Genomic DNA, 20,205 nt, shown 5'->3' on the forward strand with positions numbered 1-20,205 from the left:
AGGTCCTCCTCGGTGTCCCGGCGATGATTCGGTTTGGTGGGTGTTCGAGTACGGTTGGAACAAAGATAGGGGATCTCTGTGGGTATTTCTCAGTTGCAAAGTGCGCCATCGCTTCACCAGGCGGTCCGGGCAAAGCTTCTGGAGCGGATAAAGGGCGGAGCCTATCAGCCCGGTGCGCTCATCCCGTCCACAGCAATGTTGAGCGAAGAATTCGGGGTCAGCGCCATTACGGTAAAACGGGCGCTGCGTGATCTGCAATCCTTGGGAATGCTGACGTCTATTGCCGGGAAGGGGACCTTCGTAAAGGACAACAAGCGCTTTCTTCTCGAGCTGGATGCTTCGATGTCCTGGCTTGTAAATGCCAACCTGCGACTCCTGTCGATCGCCCGGGAGAAGATTGCAGAACCCGCAATGCAGACATTCGAGCCGCCGCAAGCGGCGATGCTTTGCGTTCGCAAGATGGTTTTCTCAGGTGATAATGCTCCGATCATGTACGACGCCACTTATCTGTCGTCAGATGTCCATGGAGATATTGTTGATGAGTTCGGGGCGGGATTCGTAACCAGCGTGCTTGGTAGGCATAAAATTAATATTACACATATAAAAATAATAATTGACGCGGCACCGGCATCGGGAAAGGCGGGCGAGGTCTTTGGCATTCCTAGTGGGTATCCCATGCTTCGCCGGCTTTACTATATCACGACTAACAAGCCGGGAATGACAATTTACGGAATTACGGAATCCCCTTTCGACAAGCTGGCGTGCGTGTTTGATATTCCTTCCGTGCCGCGAACCGCGCAATTGTCTGAGTCTGTCAAGTGAACGCCGAGACGCTGAGAAAAACATCGCGTGTAATCGCGTGTAAATGTCGTTCTTGTAGCTCCGCTGCCAGGGAGCCGAAATGAACCGCATAGCGGTGTGTGGCAAACATCTGTGTCTCTCAGCTCCTATTTTGAGGCGTCCTCATGGCCATCAGAAAACGGGTTGTTGATTTCCGCTGAGAAGTGGATTCAAGGACGATACCACTCGAGGCTTCTACACTCCTGAATTAAGACCAGCGTTACTGTCCATGTGACCACCTTCTGAAAGGTCCACCGCATCCAAGTGCGCGGAGTAAAGGGCCTCTTCCTTGTAGCCGTGCGAGGTGGGCAAGCAGGACGACCCGCGCATCACGGGGAACCGCCCCCTCGCCCACGGCTCGCCCACGGACGGGGTTAGGTAATTCGTCCATTCGCCCGGCGCGCTTTGTCCCGAACAGGCTTCCAACGATCGTCAGATGCGTTGCAATGATCAGAGCGCCATGCATCTCTAGATAGCGCACGCCGCCATCGGAGAAACGGAGAAAGGCTGTGTACCGCGTCCCTGCACCTTGTGTCGCTTGCAGAGGAAGGCGCGAACACGGTCATAGACGCGGTCGTCGACTGCTCGAGGCTGGCAAACGCGTTCCGTAGTCGAAGTAGGCAGACCAGCCGCCAAAAGCCTGTTCAACTGGGTGCACACCACCATGGTTCTTTGTTGCCGGGCATCAGGAGATGCCGACCTTCGTCTTGATCCGCTGCACGCTCTTCTTGGACGGGCTCGCACCCAAGTACCAGTGGCCCTCTTTCCGGTAGTGGTGAGGACCAAAAGACCAAAAGTGTAACCGAGGAAGTCGAAGTGTTCCGTGCGGGCATCCTTCGCCGGAGAGTATGGCGCCACCGTCAATGAGACGGGATCGGGAAAACCAGATCTTGGATACGCGCCTTGAGCGCCAGATTGTTTTGGACCCGCTCCGCGAACCCCATACGGCCCCGCGGCATGTGACAGCCGCAGCAGAGGCCGGACACATGTCAGCACCCGACCACGCTCCGCGCTCTTCGAAGATTCTTCTTCACCAACGGGGGCGTCCACACATATCCATGACGAGGATGTCGCCCGGCCGGAGGGTCGGCGCGAGAACCTTCTCGACATAGAGGAGGAATCTCTCGCCGTTGATCGGCCCGTCGATGAGCCAAGGCGCTTCGACACGATCGCGACGCCCCATCTTGAATTCGTATGGCCCCGCCGAAACGACCGCTTGGCCGAATGACGGTCACCTACACTACTGTTGTTTTTGTCACGTTTGTGACAAGCACTATCCGGGCCGACTTCCTCAGACTTTCTCATTAAACGATTGATTAGCAACAGAAAGATAGCTTCTCAGGGTCGTTCTGTGCAGCTGGCACGATCTTTGAAACTGTTCGTCGTGCGGCGGTAGAAATTCCACCGATTTGATGTCGCGGGCAGCATTGATGTCGATGGGACGCACAAGGAAAGTAAAATGTAAGGTTCGCGTCGGATTGCACCGCAATTTGCGCGTCCCAAGAGCAAGCCCATAGCACTTATCGCCCTCAAGCGCCGGGACTTGATCGCCGGCAGCAAGTGTAGGTCTAACTCAGGTATTCAGGTATATTGCGAGGTTTTCCATGCGAGCAACAGAAGGATGCGGCGAAGCTATCGGTCATCATGGCGAGCTCATTCAAGGCATTTTTGAGGACCAATATGCTCATCCGCACCGTGGCCTGATATCGCTGCCTTGCCGCCACCTCAAGTCGAAGGCGAAGTTCAAGACAAACGGCGAAGAGTGGTTGTCCGTCACCCCGCAGCATTGCGAAAAGGCAAAACGCGCCGTGGAGCTCGCGCTCAAGACATTCGCCCGGATCACGATCGGCGGACATCTGACAATAGAAAGCAACATCCCTATTGGGCGCGGCATGGGCTCATCTACTGCTGATGTGCTGGCCAGCATCTTGGCCGTTCTCAATTACCTGGACCTCCAATCAACACCTCATCGCGTAATGGAAATCGCGGTAAGCGCAGAGACAGCATGCGATTCGACGCTGTTTTCGCAGCAAGCGGTGCTCTTCGCACATCGCGAAGGATTCGTGATAGAGTCGTTCAGAAAGCCGCTTCCGGCGATCGACTTCATCAGCATAGACACAACTCCCAGCCAAACTGTTGACACTCTTTTATTCAAGCCGGCTCAGTATAATCCGTTTGAGATCGGAGTCTTTCGGCCACTCCGGAGTGTTATGCGTAGAGCGATCAACGACTCCGACGTTGGTCTGCTTGGGCGGGTTGCTACCGCAAGCGCTCTAATAAACGAGAGATTCCTCCCAAAACCCCGCCTGCACGATATCGAAGCGATAGGCGCCCGCTATGGCGCTCTCGGCGTACAAGTTGCCCACAGCGGGACAGTCGTCGGCTTAATGTTCGACCCGGCGAACGAAGGGAGCACCGAAAACATGGATCTAGCGATGTGTGACCTTAGAAAGTCAGGTTTAGACCCTTCGATATTTCGGCACTGAATAGGGGCCTGGGAGCAATAAGTGGTTAGCCGGGCTCTAATGCGCAACCTTGAGGATTTCGAGTATCCCAGAGTCGTCGAGTTGAGAGATGGCCTGTGTGGCGCCAGCTTTTTTCTCATGAAGCTTCTTCCAGCCCGGTTCATCCTGGAACGGGCCGTGGAGCAAGGATTACTGAAAACAGGTGCCAGCATTTGCGAGGCGTCTTCGGGGAACTTTGGGCTCGCTTTGGCCATGCTTGGTGTACAGTATGGCTACAAACTTACACTGGTGAGCGACTCGTCGCTTGATCGGCACCTTCATACACGTCTCGTCCAGCTTAATGTGCACGTGGACGTTGTCGACAAGCCAGCGCGCGGTGGTGGATTTCAGCAGGCGCGCTTGGACAGGCTGACCGAGTATCTTACAGGGATACCCGGCAGCTATTGGCCCTCGCATCACTCAAATCCGGACAATCCGCTCGCCTACGCGAAATTAGCTGAGTTGTTAATCGACAGAGTGGGAAAGATCGACTGCCTGGTTGGTCCCGTCGGGTCGGGGGGGTCCATGTGTGGCACGTCCAAGTACCTACGAGTGCCATTCCCCGAATTGCATACCATTGGCGTTGATTCGCCACAGTCAGGTCTGTTTGGGCAACCCAGTAGCAAGCGACACCTTAGCGGGCTGGAAGCCAGCATCATTCCCTCCAATGTCGATCACAGACACTTCGACGAGGTGCATTGGCTGACGCCAGCAGAAGCATTTGATGCGACCCATCGGTTACACCGGGACCATGGGCTATTTATGGGACCTACCGGTGGTGCTGCATACAGAGTTGCGAACTGGTGGTCACAGAGGAACCCTGGTAAGAAGGTCGTCGCCATCTTTCCTGATGAGGGACATCGTTATGTCGAGACTGTCTATAACGAGGACTGGCTCGCGTCCGTTTCGGGATGGCTTCAGTCGATGCGCGAAGAGCCAGTGGCTGTCGCAGCGCCCACGGAAGAACTGACGGGCTGGTCCTATTTCGCCTGGGGCAGGCGAACACTCGACGAAGTGCTTTCCAGCCCGATGGACCGCGCGCCCGGACGTTCGTTCCTCCGGTCATCTTCCGGAACCCACTTGCCTCCGCAGTCGATAAAGCAAAAGGAACCCACTGGGGGGGGGCACCGCAGGGCGATCACGCCTACTTCCGAAGCGTGCGGTGCGACCCTGAGAGCTTTGTCTCGCTTTGATGACGCCGCGGTCATCCATCTGAAGCTAAATCCCGAGCAGGAACAGTTTGTGGACCCGTTGGACGTGGTGTTCTCGGAGCTTCGAAATAGCTCTTGTCCCGAATTTGAGCACCCCTTCTCTATCTTGTTCCGCGACGAAGCTGTTGGCTTTTTTGTCCTGCGTGAAAAAATGGCGGTGCCGGAATGGGCACCACCAGACGTGATCACATTGCACAGCCTTCGCGTGGGCTCTGCGTATCAATGCAGTGGATATGGTAAGGCAGCAATGAGACTTGCCGCCCAATGGATCTTAATCAACCGACCAGCCGTCGCCTGCCTCATGCTTGCAGTAAACGTCCGCAATATGACAGCTAGAAACGTTTACCTAAGGTCGGGTTTTTGCGATACGGGGGCTACTTACTGCGGCCCGGTCGGCACTCAAAACATCCTTAAATATATATTCGGTTCGGAATAATGAGCGGAAACCTTGAACTTTTGACTTTCCGGAGACCACGTAAACTGGGGGTCTCGATAGCTTTGACTGTTAAGCTCGTAAGCTCGCAGAGTTCGTCGGAGAGAAGCGATTTGAGCATGCTTCCGCCGTCGAGACGGCAGAGAACGCCATCCTGGATACACTTTGCATCGCTAATTGGGGCATAACTGCCGAGAATGCGAGGCCGCAAAGTCTCCCATCCGGCATTGGTGCCGCCCCTGCTGGTTCACGCCACAACCCTGTATCCCTTCTGAGCTCTTCTTTTAATCGCTCTGCGGCACGCGCTGTATGTTTCGAAGCAACTGCCTTGCTAGGCCGGTTCCGCCTCCGTTGCTCTGCCCCTGAAAACTGGATCGTTCGAAAGTGTGGTTTTCCGCGGTAACATCCCTTGGCTGGGAGGAGCGGAAGACGATGAAGGCATCGAAGTTCTCGGACACGCAGGAGGCGTTCATTCTGAAGCAGGGAGCGGACGGAATCCCCGTCGCGCAGATCTGTCGTCGGGCGGGGATTAGCCAGGTTCAACTGAAAGAAGAAATACGACGGGCTGCTGCCGACCGAGATGAAGCGGCTGAAGCAGCTTGAGGACGAGAACGGCAAGCTCAGGAAGCTGTTGGCCGAATTCCTCTCCCTGGACAAGGAGATGGACGTCATTCGCCGAAAACTGTGAGGCCTGGTCGCAAACGCGAGCTGGAGGCGGAGACGTGTGATGAGTGCAAGGTGTCGATCCGGCGGGCATGCCGGGTTCTGGAGTTCGACACGTCGACCTATCACTACAAGTCCCGCCGCCGCGATCAGGCCGGCATCGAAGCTCGGATCAAGGATCATCTGCGCCTCACGGGTCCGCTACGGATACCGCGCGTGCACGTAATGCTCACGCGTGAGGGCTGGGACATCAACATGAAGCGAACCTGTCGAATTTACAAGGACTTTGGGCCTGCAGCTCAGGAACAAGACGCCGAAGCGGCGTGTGAAGGCGAAGCTGCGGGAAGGCCGGGAGGAAGCCGTCGGCGCGAACGACGTCTGGGCGATGGACTTCGTCCACGATCAGCTCGCGACGGGCAAGAAGATCCGTGTGCTGACGGTCGTCGACACGTTCGCCCGTGGATGTCTCCGTATCGCACGAGACCTGAGCTTCGGTACCTCCGGGTCTCAAACTCGGGAGCGAGTTCTTTTTATCGTTAGGTGGCGGGTCTATTGCGAGAGTTTTTGATCTGGGTCTGATCGCTTCACCGTGCCACAGTCTCTCGCCAAACCATCGCCAGTCTTCCCGGCTGCAAAAAACCGTCGCCCTTCTATCGGTCCGGACAACCCATCCGATACCTCGTGTCGGTTTGTCGGGTCCGCGACACAGACTTGTTAAACCAATCTCTTGTTTGGCCTCAGGCTAAATAGCTGAAAGGCGGCAAATAATTTTTTCTTCGGCTCGATCAGCCAATTTTGGCACGAGGTTTGCGGCGTTCGTTACAAAGCGGCGGGAGCTGCCGACCGGCATTTATGTCGTGGGAACGCGATCCATGGAAGAAGGAAAGCAACATGTCGGGTCTGCCTCAGATCGCATTATACGGCGAGGGGGGCGCCGGGCAGCCCGGCAATGCCTTCCGCCTCGTAGCGGGCCAACCTACACCTGACCATCTTCTCCTGCAGGCGTACGATGGCCGAGATCTCCGTCGCGATGACCGCTCCCTTCGACCTTGTCGCAGCGCATCGATGGATCGCGGTCCTTGCGACTAGGACTGCTGCCGTCACTCGTCGGCGTGGCGATCCATAACGGAAAGAGGAAACCTGTAGATGAGAAAAATCGTTGCCGCTAAGCTTCATGGCATCACCGTGACAGACTCGGATCTGAACTACCACGGTTCAATAACTCTTGATCCAGATCACTGCGATGAGGCGGGTATTTTTCCGCTCGAATTCGTTGAAATCTGGAACAGGGCTTCAGGCGCGCGAATCAGCACGTACGTCATTTACGGTGAGAGGGGTTCTCGTTGCTGTGTGCTGAATGGAGCCGCTGCTCGCACCTGCCAAGTTGGAGATGAGATAATCATTTGCTCCTCGGCATATATTAAAAAGCATCAGATCGCAGACATGAAACCGCGAGTGCTGACGTTCAACCGAGACAATTCCGTCCGCGACCGCATGTTCTACGATGCTGGAGTCAGGAATGATGGAACTATGACGTTCGCGGTTCGCGACGGCTCTCCTGGCGGCAACGCCTAAAGGTCCCGAGTCGAGCCAATCGCTGATAGCTCCAGAGGTCGGACTAGGCACTGAGGGATACCAAGCAGAGATCCGTCCTGTTTAATCCAGACGCTCCTCGTGTTCCGAGCCCAACCATAAAGCTAACCCTGCAACTCACTCCGAAAGGTAATCCCGTATGCAATTGGCGCTCATGTACGGCGGCCGGTCGGTGGAGCACGACTGGTCGATTGCGATGTATAATCAAGTCGTCGACATCCTAAACAATGCTCCCGACGCGGATATTTCACCAGTATCCATCTACTACATCTCCAGATTTGGGGACGTACTCAGGCTCATGCTGGAAGGGGATCGTCTTCCAAAGCACGACGAGTTCGCAGCTCGCGCTGAGACGCATCCGCTTGCTTCTCTCGCTCACTTACTCAAGAGCGATGGCCTTTTCGTCTTTTCACTTCTTCAAGGCCAGGATGGAGAGGATGGCCAAATGCAGGCCCTTGCCCAATTCCACGACATTCCAGGTAGCTTTGGCGACAAGACTGCTGCCATGCTCTCAGCAGATAAATATCTGCAAGGCGTAGTTGCCAACCGACTTTGCCCTGAGTTGACTCCCATTCCGATGGTCCACGTCTCCCAAGGCAATCTCGAAGCCGGCATCTCAGCGGCCTTACGGCATCTTGCTGGCCCGTGTGTCCTCAAACCCAACACGCTCGGAGGGTCCTTCCTAACCGAGTGCACAGACGAGCTCTCGGAGGACGGCCTCCATTCCTATTCCGAACGGATCGCTCCGTATGACTCCTCGTTCTTGGTCCAGCGGCGAATTGTTGGAACAGAGTACACCTGCGGCGTCTTAATCGACCGCTATGAGATTACGGCGCTTCCGGTCGCGCGGATCAACAATCCCTCGGGCTTCCTCGGGTATGATGAGAAGACACAGAAGGGAAGCTACTCTGTTGAATTCCACGAAGGAGAGAACACCCTTCAAACTCGTATTGCCTCGATTTCCACGCAGATTGCTCGGGAGTTCAAGCTCCACACATTCGGACGCCTCGATTTCATCGTTGACGAGCAGCAACGTGTTTACTTCTTCGAAGTCAACGTGGTCCCCGGGCTGACGGCAGGAAGTATCTTTCCCAAAATGCTCGCAAAAGCCGGCTTCGACCTCTACCACATCATCCGGCTAGCTGCCTCCAATGAGATGTATCAACGGCGCCGAGAAGAGACTCGTAAGATCGAGACGAGCCGCATCCGCTACGGACTGCCATCAACAGTGGCATCCTAAACCCTGGAAAGGAGAATGGAATGTAGATCCTGAAACTTTTTGAAGCGGTCCAGAGGGTTCGACCTCCTCCAAGGCGCAGCCCGCTAGCCCGTTTCTCTCACCGCACCCGCCATTGAGCCGCGTTTTGGCCGGTCCGGACGCCGGCTTCGAGGTCCCGCGTCGAAGACGAGCGCAGCCGGCGCCGCGGTGTGCGGCGGCCCTGGGTTCTGCCAATGTATCCTGTGTTGTTGGCGGGAAGGGTTCCAGGTCCTGCGGCTCATCGGGCCGCGGCGCGTATTCGGGCGTGTGCCAAGGGAAATTCCTCCGTATGGGGACAGGCCGAAGCCAATGCCACCTTGAGCGGCGCACCGAGACGCGGACCTGTGCGCCGATTTTCAAGAGCTTCAGCCTGATCGTGCCGCAGGTGGCCTCGGCGAGCGGGGTGTGGGCGAGGCCGAGGCGGCGGAAGGCGCAGATCAAGACATAGGTAAACGAGGCAAGCCAAAGCCGCAACTGATTGGCGCATGGTGTGGGCACTGGTGCGGTCGGCGTAGAGGTCGAGCTGACATTCCTTGATCCGGTTCTCCATGTCGCCGCGTGCGCAGTAGAGGTCCTCGTAAGGTGCCCGTGCCGCCCAGCGCCCCGGCTTGAGCGAGGTGACGATGAAGCGCGGATGGCGCCCAATGTCGTCCACTCGGCCTTGGCGATGACCCGCCTGCGGCGAGACCAGCTGTCTTTGGTCGACCACATGAAGTCGCGAAAGACCGGGCCGCCCGGCCGCTTTTCCTGGATGCCTGGCTTGCTTCCCGGGGCAATCTTCGTTTCCAGCCGCTCGTTGCGGGCGAGGCCGAAGACATAGTCGACGCGCTTTTGCTCGCACCAGGCCAGGCGACTTGTCGTAGGCTTCCAGGAACAGCTCCACGAACAGGGCTTCCAGCGTCTGCTTGTCGTAGCTGATCTTGTGATAGCGCGTCGGCTCCCCGGCGCGGCCGTGCTCCAGCCGGTTCAACGTCGACTTGCCGGCAAGCACCGCACAGTCTTCCCGCTTCGGCGTCAGGCTCTCCGACAGAAGTGCGAGCACCGGGTCGTGGCGCAGCGTGTCGTGGTCGTCGACGTCCTCGTAACCGAGTGCGATCGCCGCAATGCGTTGCCCGACCAGGGTGCGTACGCTGTGAACCGTGAGGTCCGGATCGCGTCGGTCGACAAAGCACGAGGCCACACGATCGAACAGGCCAATGGCCTCGTCGGTATGGCGCAACAGAAGCATGCCGGCGTCCGAGGTGATGGCACCGCCATCGAAACCGGCGACAACTTTGTGGCCGTCAAAGCCTTCAAATTCGAGCTGCTCGGAGATGCAGTCTGTTTGCATCGGCTCTCTTCCGTGAATCCGTTAAGCCTTTGTTGAAAAGCAGTTTTACAGATTCGCAGAGCCGATGCAGCCTTACTTTGAGATATTCAGACTAGCCGGAAGCGAGTTTTTCATGGGCGACGGCAACGTCACCCGAGAAGCGTAGACAGCGGATGCTGAAGCCATGTGTCAGCCTCAAGATTATGTGCATGCGGAGGCCTTCGGCGTGGATGGCCCGGGGGCAGCATCGTCGGACACCAAGGAGAGGTTCTGGCGGCTCGGCCGGGGTCTTGGAGCAGGGCAAAGGCATGGGATGGATCGCCAGGGAACTGTGAGATCCCGCTCGCGTCCACGGACGCAGTGCGCCAGATAAAGGGACGCCGGCTGCCGCCGCCAGGAGCGCTTCGGCTATCGAAGGACGGAGGAGCGCGCCTGCAACCGAAACCACAGGGGAGCAGAAATGCGCGAGCGGGAAGTCGCAGCGCCTTCATAGTAGCGGTGAAGACGGGGAGCTCACCGGGACCCGACGGAGCGAAGGGAAGGCGTCACGTGTAGAGACCGTTGATCTGAAACATGGGAGGGGCCACAAACCTGTCCCCTGATCGTGTCCGATCATTCGGGGGCAACAACAGTCGGTTCGTAGGTTGGGTTTGATCCGCGATGAACTCGCGGGGTGAACGATAGCCGAGGGCCTTGTGCGGATGAAGGCTGTCGTACAACTCAGCGACGGAATGCCCACGGGACCGGCCAAGGCGAGCTTCTTTATCCATGGCATCCCTGGGCGGGTTGCCAGGTACACATTCATGAAGTGATCGATAAGCGTGACGCAGCGGTCTTCCGCTGCAGCATTTCCGGCCAGGCATCGGATCGGTGGTTGGAGGTTCCGGCGTGGATGTTCGATCGGGGTCGCAGCGCGAGCTGGCGTATCACTGCTGCTCCGCACGTCGACCTTGCCGCGCTCGGCGCCCTGGCGACACTGCTCCCGGCACCGGTGCCGCAATCGCAGGAGATGGGCGCAGCATTGGGCTCTCCCGACGCGAATCGGGGAGATGTCCATGCCGCGCCAGCCCACGACATACCAGTTGGTGCGGTCTGATCTTCTCATGCATCATGACGCACCTCCTCCCGTCCGGGGGAGCGGTCGCCGTCGACGTGATCGAGAATCAGGCTGACAATCAGCTTCGTCACTGATCGGCGGGTCTTGGCGGGCAGCGCCTGCCATTGCGGCGTCTGCACCGTCTCGGCGTCGTTCAGCTTCGAGAACACCAGCGGCCAACGGCCGAGATCGTCGTCGATCGTGTCGATGCGAGACCAACCGAGCGACGTCAGGCGATCGCGCATCGCATATTGCAGGGCGCTGCCCTCGCGATTGTGCAGGACCTGATGGGCTGACGACTGCACATACGGGTCGCCTTGCGCTCCAGATGGGCGGCGTCGCCCGCGCCGGTTTCGACCGGATGGTCGCAGAGGTCCGTCTCGGCAAGGTCGGGGCGGTTGCGGCACGGGAGGTATCGCGGTTTGCCCGCAATAGCCGCGACTAGCAGCAGCTCATCGAGATGTGCGCCTCGTCGACACTGTGCTGATCGACCAGGATCGGCTGCTGCCGGAATTGAAGGGCGTTCGCTCTCGGCCCGCTACGAAAAGGCCCGCCGCGGCGAACTTGTCGTTGCAGCCCCTGTCAGCTTCGTGAAGGTCCGTGATCGCCTGGAGAAGGATCCGGATCGCCGCGTGCAGAAGGCCATCACACTGGTGTTCGACAAGGTCGCCGAACTCGGCAGTGCTCGGCAGGCCTTGATGTGGTTCCTCGAGCATGGGCTGGATTTGCCCGCCAAGCGCAACAATGGCGATATTGTCTGGCGTCGGCCGAACTATGCCACCAGCCACTTGATGATCGAGAACCCGATCTACCGCGGCGCCTACCTATAGTAAGACGCGTGGTGCGCCCGGCTTTGGCCCATCCGCCGTTCGAACAGGTATCCGACACAGGGCGCGCGAGGAATGGCTGGCTCTAATCCCCGGGCAACCATGAAGGCTATGTCAGTTGGGAGCGGGCAGAGGCGATCCGCAAGAGGGTGAGCGACAATGTGACCACGGGCCGGAATCACGGAGCGCCCAAGCATGGCGGCGCGCTGCTGGCCGGGCTTGTCCGCTGCCGGCGCTGCGGCCGCAAGCTCACGGTGCGATACACGGGCGCCAAGCACAACATTCCGCGTCGACGATGCGATTGAGGGAGCACTCTTGCGTGTCGTCGAGCCCGGCGCGATGGCTGCCGCCGCCGAGGCCGAGGCGCAGGCAGCCGCGATCTGGAAGCTGCCCGCTACGCCGCCGACCGGGCTTTCCGGCAATATCACGCCGCCGATCCCGAAAACCGGCTGGTGCGATGGAACCGACATCGAAAGCAGGATCGCTGCCCATGATGCAGCGACTCCGAAACTGTCACCTGTGGTGGGAAAGGACATCGCCGCGCTTGCCGGAGATCTTCGCACCGTCTGGTCGGCGCCGACGACTGATGCCCGGCTCAAGAAGCGCATCGTGCGCACCGTCATCCAAGAAGTCGTCGCCGATATCGATGATGAAGCCTCCGAGATCGCCTTGCTGATCCATTGGATCGGCGGGGTCCATACAGAACTGCGTCTGCCGAAACGGCGACGTGGCCAGCGCAACGCGACCTCCGCCGAGATCATCGCAGCCATCCGGCAACTGGTGCTGATCGCGAGCGATGACCTGATCGCCGGCATTCTCAACCGGAACGTCCTGGTGACTGGGCATGGCAATCGCTGGACACGGGAGCAGGTCACTGCGCACAGGTGGCATCACAAGATCCCGGTCTTCCGCCCGGCGCTGGAGGGCATTGAGCCATACCTCAATCTGAACAAGCGCCTCCTCGGCGTCCCACCGAAGATCCTCAGGCTCGTCGCCGAATCCGGCGAGATCAAGGGTATCCATCCCCTACCGGACGGCCCATGGATCTTCAAGCGATCAGAACTTGGAAAGCCGGAAGCTCAGCGGATTGTTCATCGCGCGCGACAGAACCCAAATACCCGACAGGACCGCATCCCTATCAGAAAAACCTATTCGCTTCAACGATATAGACAGATGGGTGTTATGAAACAGGATTGTAGTAGTGTTCGATCCACAAAGGCAGGCGCTCCATTACGGTTCTGACATCGGGCAGCGGTGATAGGCGGATGTAGTCGCGCTTGATCGTCTTCACGAAGGCTTCCGCCATTCCGTTCGATTGAGGGCTCCGGACCGGCGTCGTTCTGGGCTCCAGGCCGGCCGATGTCACGTGCCATCGCCCTGGTCTCGTGGGCGATGTAGCCGGAGCCGTTGTCGCTCAGCCACTCGATCGTTTCGGGCAGCCGGTTGACCTGGCCGAAGTGGCTTTCGACGGCGGTGATGATGAGATCGCGCACGTCTTCGCCCTCGATGCCCTCGGTGGTGGCGACATGGGCGATGGCCTCGCGGTCGCAGCAGTTGAGCGCGAAGGCGACGCTAACCTTCTCGCCGTTGTCGCAGCCGATCTCAAAGCCGTCGGAACACCAGCGCAGGTTTGATCGGTCGACAGCGACCCGCCTACATGGCTCCGTCATGGCGGCGTTCTTCAAACCTCCGGCATGCCGATTGAGAAGCAGGCCGTGCAACTTCATAATCCGGTAGACCGTCTGCGACGGAAAAGGCCGACCACTTGTCATGCTACTCAGCGAACGGCAGATGGGCGACTACAAGGGCGCGGAGCTCATGCTGGATGCCGTCCCACAGGCCAAGGCGATGCTCGGAGACAAAGGCTATGATGCTGACTGGTTGCGCGATGCGCTGAGCGCACGCGGCACGTCCGGGCCGGCTATCAACGACGGAGCCGATTGGTCTTCGTCCGGATCTGGCGCACGGAAGGCGTGGTTGCGCAGCGGCCTCGGTGGGGAGACCGCTGCCCCGAAGGGGCATCTCCCAAGCCTCATATATTCGATTTCGCACTTCTCGGCGCTCGAGTGGGACTTTAACATTGCTTATGGGTAACCCCTAAACGGCTTGTCGGTTTGGTTGGCTAATGGCCAGCGATAAAGTGCAAGCGTTCAGTCCCGCGCTGTTCACTACAACGAAGTAGCTGCGAGAGCGGCGCCCCCTATGCGTTAGCTCGGCAGACGGGAGCCAAATGGTTTAGCCAGACCCATGATCGAACCATTTCATTGGCTCCCGACAAGTGACCGTGGCGGGTCGCCGATGGTCTGAATTTGGTACCCAACGTCGAGTCTTCCACGTCAACATCGCCCGTACATAGCGATGTCTTGCAGCGATCAGCATACGAGCCGCTTCGAGCGCAAGTTCCCAGCGCATCCGAGCCTGACGCGGTACCCAATTCGGAAAGGTCATGTACCGTGAGTCGCCTTTACTCGCTAAGTGACTCAGATAAGGAACCCCAAAGTAGAGGATACCCGTATGGAAGTCATGCGCCGCTTAGCGTCTGGAGCTTCGCCGAAACCGCGGGCACGAGACCTAGGCCTGCCGTTCCCCGGAGAAGCTGGCCCTTTCAACGCCATTACAGACGTTGCCGGCGTAGCGGTGGGCTACTCGACCGTAATCAGTGACTCGCCGGATTCGGGTAGAGGATCGGCGCGTACTGGAGTTACCACTGTTCTCCCAAGAGGCCGCACTGGGCCTCTGAGAGCGCCCGTCTGGGCCGGATTCCATTCGCTCAATGGAAATGGCGAAATGACGGGAACGCACTGGATTAAGGAGGCTGGTTATTTCACGGGACCTATAGGCATCACAAACACCCACAGCATTGGCATCGTTCATCAGTCGATCCTGCAATGGATGATCGAGAGGCCAGAGGCCGGTGTCGGAGCCTACAAATTTATTCTGCCTGTTGTTGGCGAAACATGTGATGCCTATCTCAACGACATGGATGCCTTCCATGTTGCCCCGGCACATGTAACCGAGGCTCTCAATAGTGCTTCCAGCGGGCCATTGGCTGAGGGCAACGTCGGCGGCGGAACCGGAATGATCTGCTTCGAGTTTAAGGGAGGCACAGGGACCTCGTCCCGGGTCGTAGAACTATTGGGCGCGAGCTATACTGTAGGGTGCCTCGTACAAGCGAATTTTGGGATCCGTCCCCTCCTGAAAGTGCTTGGCGTACCTGTTGGCGAACACCTTACTTCGAACCGGCTCTGGGTCGGCGAACAAGGCTCGATAATTGCCGTAGTGGCGACCGATGCGCCTCTAATGCCAACCCAGTTGGAACGACTTGCTCGACGTGCCGGGCTCGGAATTGGGCGCACCGGAACCCCGTCTGGGGATGGATCGGGCGACTTGTGTCTTGCCTTTTCAACGGCAAATCTGACCAAGAGTGAGTCGGCTGCGGCTCCAGCAGTAGGTGACCTCGCCTTCTTGCCAAACAACAGGCTCGATACACTATTCGAGGCGACCGCTCAGTCCGTGGAGGAGGCAATCATCAATGCCATGGTGGCAGCCGAGCGAATGGTGGGACGTGAGGACAAGCTTGTCACAGCGATCGACCACGGCGCCCTAAGAGAGGTCATGCGCAATTATGGACGATTGAGCGCATAAGTCCAACGGCAGTGAGTGGATGGAATCGGTTCTGTTGCAAATTTTCGTTGAGCCGAAGCAGGATGAGATGGCGGGCCGTGCTATGCGGCGGCAAAGATGTCGAACTGCTCGGCCACTGACGGATTAGGATTGAAGGCAAACCTCGCCTGTCGCTTGCGCATCATGTGACTTTGGCGGATTCGGATCGGCTTCAGCCGGCGCCGGCAGCGATCCTGCAGTTGATTTGTCGTGTCGCAAGAAACGATCGCCTCCTGGTTGGTCCGGCTGCCGTCGATGACGACACGATCGGGCCGGCCATGATGCTCCAGCGCTTTCCTGAAGAAGCGCTTGGCCGCAGGCAAATCCCGATTGTTCGCTGAAATATGTCGCCCATGCTGTCGATGGCACATTCATTCTCCACGCACCTTTGATGTAGGTCTCGTCGACATGCTCCTTGCCGGTGACCGCGCGCTTGCGCCGGTTGAAGCGCTCCAGAGCACGGGCGAGAAACGGACGACCCAACGGTGGATTGTCGAAGGATCGACGCCGATGCCACGCTCGACCATCATCTCCTTCAGATCGCGCAGGCTCAGCCCATAGGCGAACGCAAAAGCAGGATGACGGATCCATCGAAGTGTCGCCCCTTGAACATCTGAAGCTGAAAACTCCGAAATTAAAATTACTGAAGGGCTTTGACAGACAGCGGGTAACCAAGAGGTTGCAACAAAGCCGACCGATTTCGGCGGCGCGTGTCCACCGGTAGGGCCAACTCGGTGAGACCTAATATAGACGCAGCCAGTCGGTTGGCCCCGCCAAATCTTCGGGCTGCGCAGCGCCGAGAAATCGCCCCTCCCAAGCGGCGGATTGCAAACGAGCACCTCGGCTCGACGCCGGCGCGGTTTCAACCAAACCCGTCGGCCGTCACTTCGCCAGCCAGCACGCTGACAGGTGCTGTGGCCCCACTTGGATGGGTGGCGGCTCCTCCGCTTTACAGCGGTCGAAGGCGAGCGGGCAACGCGGATGGAACCGACAGCCCTTCGGCACGCGCGCGGCGCTTGGAACCTCGCCCTGCAGGGCCGGCACCTCAGCGCGACTTGCATTGCCGCCAATCTGCGGGGTGGCGTTGCGCAAGGCGACGGTGTACGGATGGCGGGGGTTGAATGTGATCTCATCGGCGCTACCGATTTCGACCAATTTTCCAAGATACAAGACCGCAATCCTGTCAGCGATCAACCAGGCAAGCGGCAGGTCGTGCGTGATGAACAACACTGCCATATTGTGCTTGTCGCGCAGGTCAACCAGGACCTGAAGAATCTGTGCGCGTATTGAAACATCGAGCATCGACACAGGTTCGTCAGCAACAATGAGCTCCGGCCTGACGGCAAGTGCTCCTGCGATCACGACGCGCTGGCGCTGCCCGCCGGATAATTCGTGGGGGAAGCGGGCGAAGAAATCACCGGGAGGATTGAGTCCGGCGGACGCAAGCGCCTCACTCACCCGGTCGGTGAGCTGGATGTTGGTTTCAACGAGTCGCAGCGACCGCAGCGGTTCCGCCACGATATCGAACACGGTGTGCCGCGGGTTGAGCGCTTGATAAGCATCTTGGAAGATCATCTGCACGCGATGCCGGTAAGGACGGAGGGCCGAAGAGCCACGTACTGAGGTCATATCCTCGCCCTCGAACAGCAACCTGCCGCCTGTTGGCTGTGCAAGCTTCGTAATGACGCGGCCCACCGTCGTCTTGCCGCTTCCCGATTCCCCGACGAGGGCGACAATCTCCCCCCGTCCGATGTTGAGGTCGATCCCGTCCACCGCGCGCACAGCGCCAGCAGGTCGGCCCAGGACACGGTCGAACAACCCGCCCTGGACAGGAAAATGCACCTGCAGGTTCTCCAGACGGAGGGTATCGGCGGTATCACGCATGGACTGCAACCTTGTCTTCTTGCGAGGACCGATGAAGGTGACAGGCGACGCGTCCCCGCTCAAACTTATCAAGGCTGGGGATTCCGGTCGCGCAAATCCCCATGGCCGACGGGCAACGCGGATGGAAGGCGCAGCCAGGAGGTCGATTGATCAAGTTGGGGGGATCACCGGGGATGGGCCGAATCATCTTTTTGCCGTTCGCCGGGTTGGGGATCGAGTCGATCAGCAGTCTGGTGTATGGGTGCTTGGGCTGGGCGAAGATCTCAGCAACAATTCCGTCCTCGACGATGCGGCCGGAATACATGATCATCACCCGATCACAAGCCTCAGCCACCACAGAAAGATCGTGGGTGATCAAAATGAGAGCAAGGTTAAGCTGCGATCGCAACTCCCCCAGCAGCTTCAGGATCTGAGCCTGTGTAATGACGTCGAGCGCCGTGGTCGGCTCGTCGCCAATGATGATCGAGGGGCGACACGCGAGCGCCATGGCAATCATCACCCTTTGGCGCATTCCGCCCGACAACTCGTGCGGATAGGCAGCGCCGCGATCCGCCGGAATGCCGACGAGCTCGAGCAGCTCCCTTGCCCGCGCTGTCGCCTCGCCACGCGACATGGCGAGCTTCATCCTGCAGGGCTCGGCGATCTGCTTAATGATGCGGTGAACCGGGTTGAGCGCATTCATTGCGCCCTGGAAGACAACGGACGTTTCGCTCCAGCGATGTGGCCGCATCGCCGCATCATCGTCGATCGGCAGCCGCTCTCCGCGATAGCGTACCTCGCCCTCGCTGACCCGCGCGTTAGGTGATAGCAGACCCGCGATCGCCATTGCAGTCGTGGTCTTGCCGCTGCCCGATTCTCCGACGAGGCCAACAGCCTCTCCGGCCCGGAGCGAGAAACTTACGCCGTCGATCGCACGTGATGAAACGCCCTTGAGCCCGTAGTCGACAGAGAGCCCATCGACCTCCAGAAGCGGTGCCTTCTCCCAGGAGGAGTTTGTCATGGAATAACCCTCCGCCGTGGATTGAACGTGTCGTCGAGGGCATTTCCAATCAGGACGAAGCTAAGCGAAACCGAAAGCACACACACGCCGGGGGCGCCGAGATACCACCAGGCTCCAGCACTCGCCGCACCGGCGCGCTGCGCCAGCGAAAGCAAAGTGCCCCATGAAGGCTGCAACGGATCGCCAAGCCCGAGGAATGAGAGCGACGTCTCGACATAGATTGAGCCGGCGACGACCAGCGCACCATTCGCTGCGATTTGCGGCACGAGATTGGGCAGGATGTGCCTAACCATGATGCTTAGATCGCCGCTGCCCACAACGCGCGCACGATCAATGAATGTTCGCTCCTTAAGCGACAGCGTCTGGCTCCGAACGATGCGTGCAACGAAGGCCCAGCTGGTCATGCCGATAACGACAATGATCACGAAAAGGGAGGGACGGAAGCCGAGGATTTCACCGCCGCGCCCCATCACCTCGAGGACCACGGGCGTGATGACCAGCGCCAGCACGAATGAGGGCATGACAAAAAAGAAATCTGTGATGCGCATCAGCCAAGTATCGACCCAGCCACCAAAATAACCCGCGGTCATGCCAACCGTGGTGCCGACGACGAGGCTGATCACAGTAGCCAGCAGCGCGATCGTGAGCGAGATCCGGGCGCCGTGGACGACCAAATTGAGCACGTCCCGCCCCACCTCATCGGTCCCCAGCAGATGCTGGCCTGATGGTGGCGCTAGGAAGTCGCCGGTTGCATTGATCGCAGTCTGAAGAGGCCCTACGAGGCTATTGGGCATCGCTGCCACCACAACAAACAATACCAAGCATACGAGCCCCACCTGAGCTCCGCCATAACCAAGAAACTGGCCTAGAAAGGTTTTGATAGCACGCGCCCGGCTGCGCCCATAATCCCGAACTATACTTTCACTCATTGTCGGACCCTGGGATCAAGAAGGCTGTAGGCAAGATCAGCTACGAGGTTGGCGACGACAATCGAAGCACCAAGCAACAGGAATATGCCTTGAAGGACAGGGTAGTCCCGGGCGTTGAGAGCCTCTACCGTCAGGCCGCCGATACCCGGCCAGGCGAACACGGCTTCGACGGTGATCGCACCTGCCACCACGTAGCCAAGATTGAGGGTAATCAAGGTAACGACCGGCAGCATTGCATTGCGAAATGCATGACGCATTAGCATCTGACCATTGGTCAGTCCTTTGGCCCGTGCGGTTACCATGTAGTCCTCGGTGACTACGTCACTCATTGCGGCACGAGCGACCACGACATATTGGCCGATAAGTCCGAGGGCCACGGCCGTGACCGGGAGCGCGAGATGCCGCAGATAATCAAGCGCCCAGTTCAGCGAACCCGTAATTGCGCCAGGTGAATATGCACCATAGCCCGGAAACCAACCCAACGCCGTGCTGAAAACCACCACCAGGAGCATGCCGAGCCAAAATGAGGGCGTAGAATAAAGCGCCAGCGAGGTTCCCGTGGCGATTTGGTCGACGGCTCCTCCTCTGCGCCAACCCGCATATACGCCAAGCATAACCCCGCATAGGATGGCGATGACCTGGGCTAGACCGACAAGAGCAATGGTGGCCGGCAAGCGCTCCAAGATCAGGTCAGCGACATGCCTGCCCCTGAACTTGAAGCTGTAGCCGAAATCGCCATGGAGAGTTGCCGACAAGTAATCGAGTACCTGGTCCGGGAACAGAGGCCGATCGAGGCCCCAGTTCTGGCGCTGCGTCTCCATCTGCTCAGCGGTCACGCTGATGCGCGCCCCGCCAAGCAGAAGCGATGCAGGGTCGCCTGGAATGACCCTGAACAGGATGAAGTTTAGCGTCGCCACGATCAGAAGCGTCATGGCCGCCCTAATGACGATGCGCCCGACGTGCCGGCCCGCCCGGCCCTCTCCTCCATGCATTGC

At 58.7% G+C, this 20,205-nt stretch carries 14 protein-coding genes and 5 pseudogenes; 10 read left to right on the forward strand and 9 right to left on the reverse strand.

Translation table 11 applies throughout. From position 1 onward, the window contains the following. Positions 1–78: 78 nt before the first annotated feature. The gene (locus A9K71_RS04815) at positions 79–822 is read left to right on the forward strand and encodes a GntR family transcriptional regulator (RefSeq protein ID WP_197504185.1); all 744 of its coding nucleotides are present in this window, start codon (positions 79–81) and stop codon (positions 820–822) included. Positions 823–1,894: 1,072 nt separating this feature from the next. Here the strand turns inward: A9K71_RS04815 and A9K71_RS31145 are convergent. After that, positions 1,895–2,017 (reverse strand): annotated as a pseudogene (locus A9K71_RS31145) (IS630 family transposase); the annotation flags it as partial. Between the two features lie 427 nt (positions 2,018–2,444). Between A9K71_RS31145 and A9K71_RS04820 the strand changes: the two are divergent. The 5 genes and pseudogenes from A9K71_RS04820 (at position 2,445) to A9K71_RS04850 (ending at position 8,484) form a co-directional block, all read left to right on the forward strand. Beyond that, positions 2,445–3,326, forward strand: coding sequence for a GHMP kinase (locus tag A9K71_RS04820; RefSeq protein WP_066991130.1), 882 nt, complete (start codon positions 2,445–2,447; stop codon positions 3,324–3,326). 39 nt (positions 3,327–3,365) lie between these two features. Beyond that, positions 3,366–4,991, forward strand: coding sequence for a pyridoxal-phosphate dependent enzyme (locus A9K71_RS04825; protein WP_197504186.1), 1,626 nt, complete (start codon positions 3,366–3,368; stop codon positions 4,989–4,991). A gap of 429 nt (positions 4,992–5,420) precedes the next feature. After that, positions 5,421–6,111, forward strand: a pseudogene (locus A9K71_RS29820) (transposase); the annotation flags it as partial. Positions 6,112–6,797: 686 nt separating this feature from the next. Next, a complete protein-coding gene (panD, locus tag A9K71_RS04845; protein WP_066991139.1) occupies positions 6,798–7,226 on the forward strand; it encodes an aspartate 1-decarboxylase in 429 nt (142 codons plus the stop codon). Positions 7,227–7,383: 157 nt separating this feature from the next. Continuing rightward, the gene (locus A9K71_RS04850) at positions 7,384–8,484 is read left to right on the forward strand and encodes a D-alanine--D-alanine ligase (protein ID WP_066991142.1); all 1,101 of its coding nucleotides are present in this window, start codon (positions 7,384–7,386) and stop codon (positions 8,482–8,484) included. Positions 8,485–8,740: 256 nt separating this feature from the next. Here the strand turns inward: A9K71_RS04850 and A9K71_RS04855 are convergent. Together A9K71_RS04855 and A9K71_RS31920 are read right to left on the reverse strand one after the other, a co-directional pair. After that, positions 8,741–9,832 (reverse strand): annotated as a pseudogene (locus A9K71_RS04855) (transposase). A gap of 1,080 nt (positions 9,833–10,912) precedes the next feature. After that, the gene (locus A9K71_RS31920) at positions 10,913–11,212 is read right to left on the reverse strand and encodes a hypothetical protein (protein ID WP_245299524.1); all 300 of its coding nucleotides are present in this window, start codon (positions 11,210–11,212) and stop codon (positions 10,913–10,915) included. A gap of 327 nt (positions 11,213–11,539) precedes the next feature. Between A9K71_RS31920 and A9K71_RS32380 the strand changes: the two genes are divergently transcribed. Further along, positions 11,540–11,737, forward strand: coding sequence for a recombinase family protein (locus A9K71_RS32380; protein ID WP_245299525.1), 198 nt, complete (start codon positions 11,540–11,542; stop codon positions 11,735–11,737). A 312-nt stretch (positions 11,738–12,049) separates the two neighbouring features. Beyond that, positions 12,050–12,976, forward strand: coding sequence for a hypothetical protein (locus A9K71_RS32385; RefSeq protein ID WP_066991151.1), 927 nt, complete (start codon positions 12,050–12,052; stop codon positions 12,974–12,976). Here A9K71_RS32385 and A9K71_RS29835 read toward each other — a convergent pair. Beyond that, positions 12,915–13,491: pseudogene (locus tag A9K71_RS29835) on the reverse strand (DDE-type integrase/transposase/recombinase); the annotation flags it as partial. The gene A9K71_RS32385 and the pseudogene A9K71_RS29835 sit on opposite strands and share 62 nt — an antisense overlap. Before the next feature lie 34 nt (positions 13,492–13,525). Between A9K71_RS29835 and A9K71_RS29840 the strand changes: the two are divergent. Both A9K71_RS29840 and A9K71_RS04890 read left to right on the forward strand, forming a co-directional pair. Continuing rightward, positions 13,526–13,828 carry a hypothetical protein gene (locus A9K71_RS29840; RefSeq protein WP_156752587.1) on the forward strand — a complete coding sequence of 101 codons (303 nt, stop codon included), beginning with the start codon at positions 13,526–13,528 and terminating at the stop codon, positions 13,826–13,828. 429 nt (positions 13,829–14,257) lie between these two features. After that, positions 14,258–15,379, forward strand: coding sequence for a P1 family peptidase (locus A9K71_RS04890; RefSeq protein WP_066991157.1), 1,122 nt, complete (start codon positions 14,258–14,260; stop codon positions 15,377–15,379). A gap of 80 nt (positions 15,380–15,459) precedes the next feature. On the opposite strand, the pseudogene A9K71_RS04895 reads toward A9K71_RS04890, so the two are convergent. From A9K71_RS04895 to A9K71_RS04915, 5 genes and pseudogenes are all read right to left on the reverse strand, one after another. Then, a pseudogene (locus A9K71_RS04895) lies at positions 15,460–16,010 on the reverse strand (transposase). Between the two features lie 269 nt (positions 16,011–16,279). After that, a complete protein-coding gene (locus tag A9K71_RS04900; protein WP_066991160.1) occupies positions 16,280–17,281 on the reverse strand; it encodes an ABC transporter ATP-binding protein in 1,002 nt (333 codons plus the stop codon). After that, the gene (locus tag A9K71_RS04905; protein ID WP_066991163.1) at positions 17,274–18,281 is read right to left on the reverse strand and encodes an ABC transporter ATP-binding protein; all 1,008 of its coding nucleotides are present in this window, start codon (positions 18,279–18,281) and stop codon (positions 17,274–17,276) included. The genes A9K71_RS04900 and A9K71_RS04905 overlap by 8 nt, the downstream gene beginning before the upstream one ends. Then, positions 18,278–19,210, reverse strand: a complete 933-nt coding sequence (locus A9K71_RS04910; protein ID WP_066991166.1) for an ABC transporter permease — start codon at positions 19,208–19,210, stop codon at positions 18,278–18,280. The genes A9K71_RS04905 and A9K71_RS04910 overlap by 4 nt, the downstream gene beginning before the upstream one ends. Further along, entirely contained in the window at positions 19,207–20,202 is a 996-nt protein-coding gene (locus tag A9K71_RS04915; RefSeq protein WP_066991417.1) for an ABC transporter permease, read from the reverse strand. The genes A9K71_RS04910 and A9K71_RS04915 overlap by 4 nt, the downstream gene beginning before the upstream one ends. Positions 20,203–20,205: the final 3 nt, after the last annotated feature.

This window comes from Mesorhizobium sp. WSM3873 (assembly GCF_001672445.1).
Taxonomy (GTDB): domain Bacteria; phylum Pseudomonadota; class Alphaproteobacteria; order Rhizobiales; family Rhizobiaceae; genus Mesorhizobium.

Bases quoted from the DNA above. Each gene is read 5' to 3' on its own strand.
- A9K71_RS04850 (WP_066991142.1), top strand. From the start codon at position 7,384: ATGCAATTGGCGCTCATGTACGGCGGCCGGTCGGTGGAGCACGACTGG.
- panD (WP_066991139.1), top strand. From the start codon at position 6,798: ATGAGAAAAATCGTTGCCGCTAAGCTTCATGGCATCACCGTGACAGAC.
- A9K71_RS04890 (WP_066991157.1), top strand. From the start codon at position 14,258: ATGCGCCGCTTAGCGTCTGGAGCTTCGCCGAAACCGCGGGCACGAGAC.
- A9K71_RS04905 (WP_066991163.1), bottom strand. From the start codon at position 18,281: ATGACAAACTCCTCCTGGGAGAAGGCACCGCTTCTGGAGGTCGATGGG.
- A9K71_RS29840 (WP_156752587.1), top strand. From the start codon at position 13,526: ATGGGCGACTACAAGGGCGCGGAGCTCATGCTGGATGCCGTCCCACAG.
- A9K71_RS04820 (WP_066991130.1), top strand. From the start codon at position 2,445: ATGCGAGCAACAGAAGGATGCGGCGAAGCTATCGGTCATCATGGCGAG.
- A9K71_RS04910 (WP_066991166.1), bottom strand. From the start codon at position 19,210: ATGAGTGAAAGTATAGTTCGGGATTATGGGCGCAGCCGGGCGCGTGCT.
- A9K71_RS04900 (WP_066991160.1), bottom strand. From the start codon at position 17,281: ATGCGTGATACCGCCGATACCCTCCGTCTGGAGAACCTGCAGGTGCAT.
- A9K71_RS04825 (WP_197504186.1), top strand. From the start codon at position 3,366: ATGCGCAACCTTGAGGATTTCGAGTATCCCAGAGTCGTCGAGTTGAGA.
- A9K71_RS04915 (WP_066991417.1), bottom strand. From the start codon at position 20,202: ATGCATGGAGGAGAGGGCCGGGCGGGCCGGCACGTCGGGCGCATCGTC.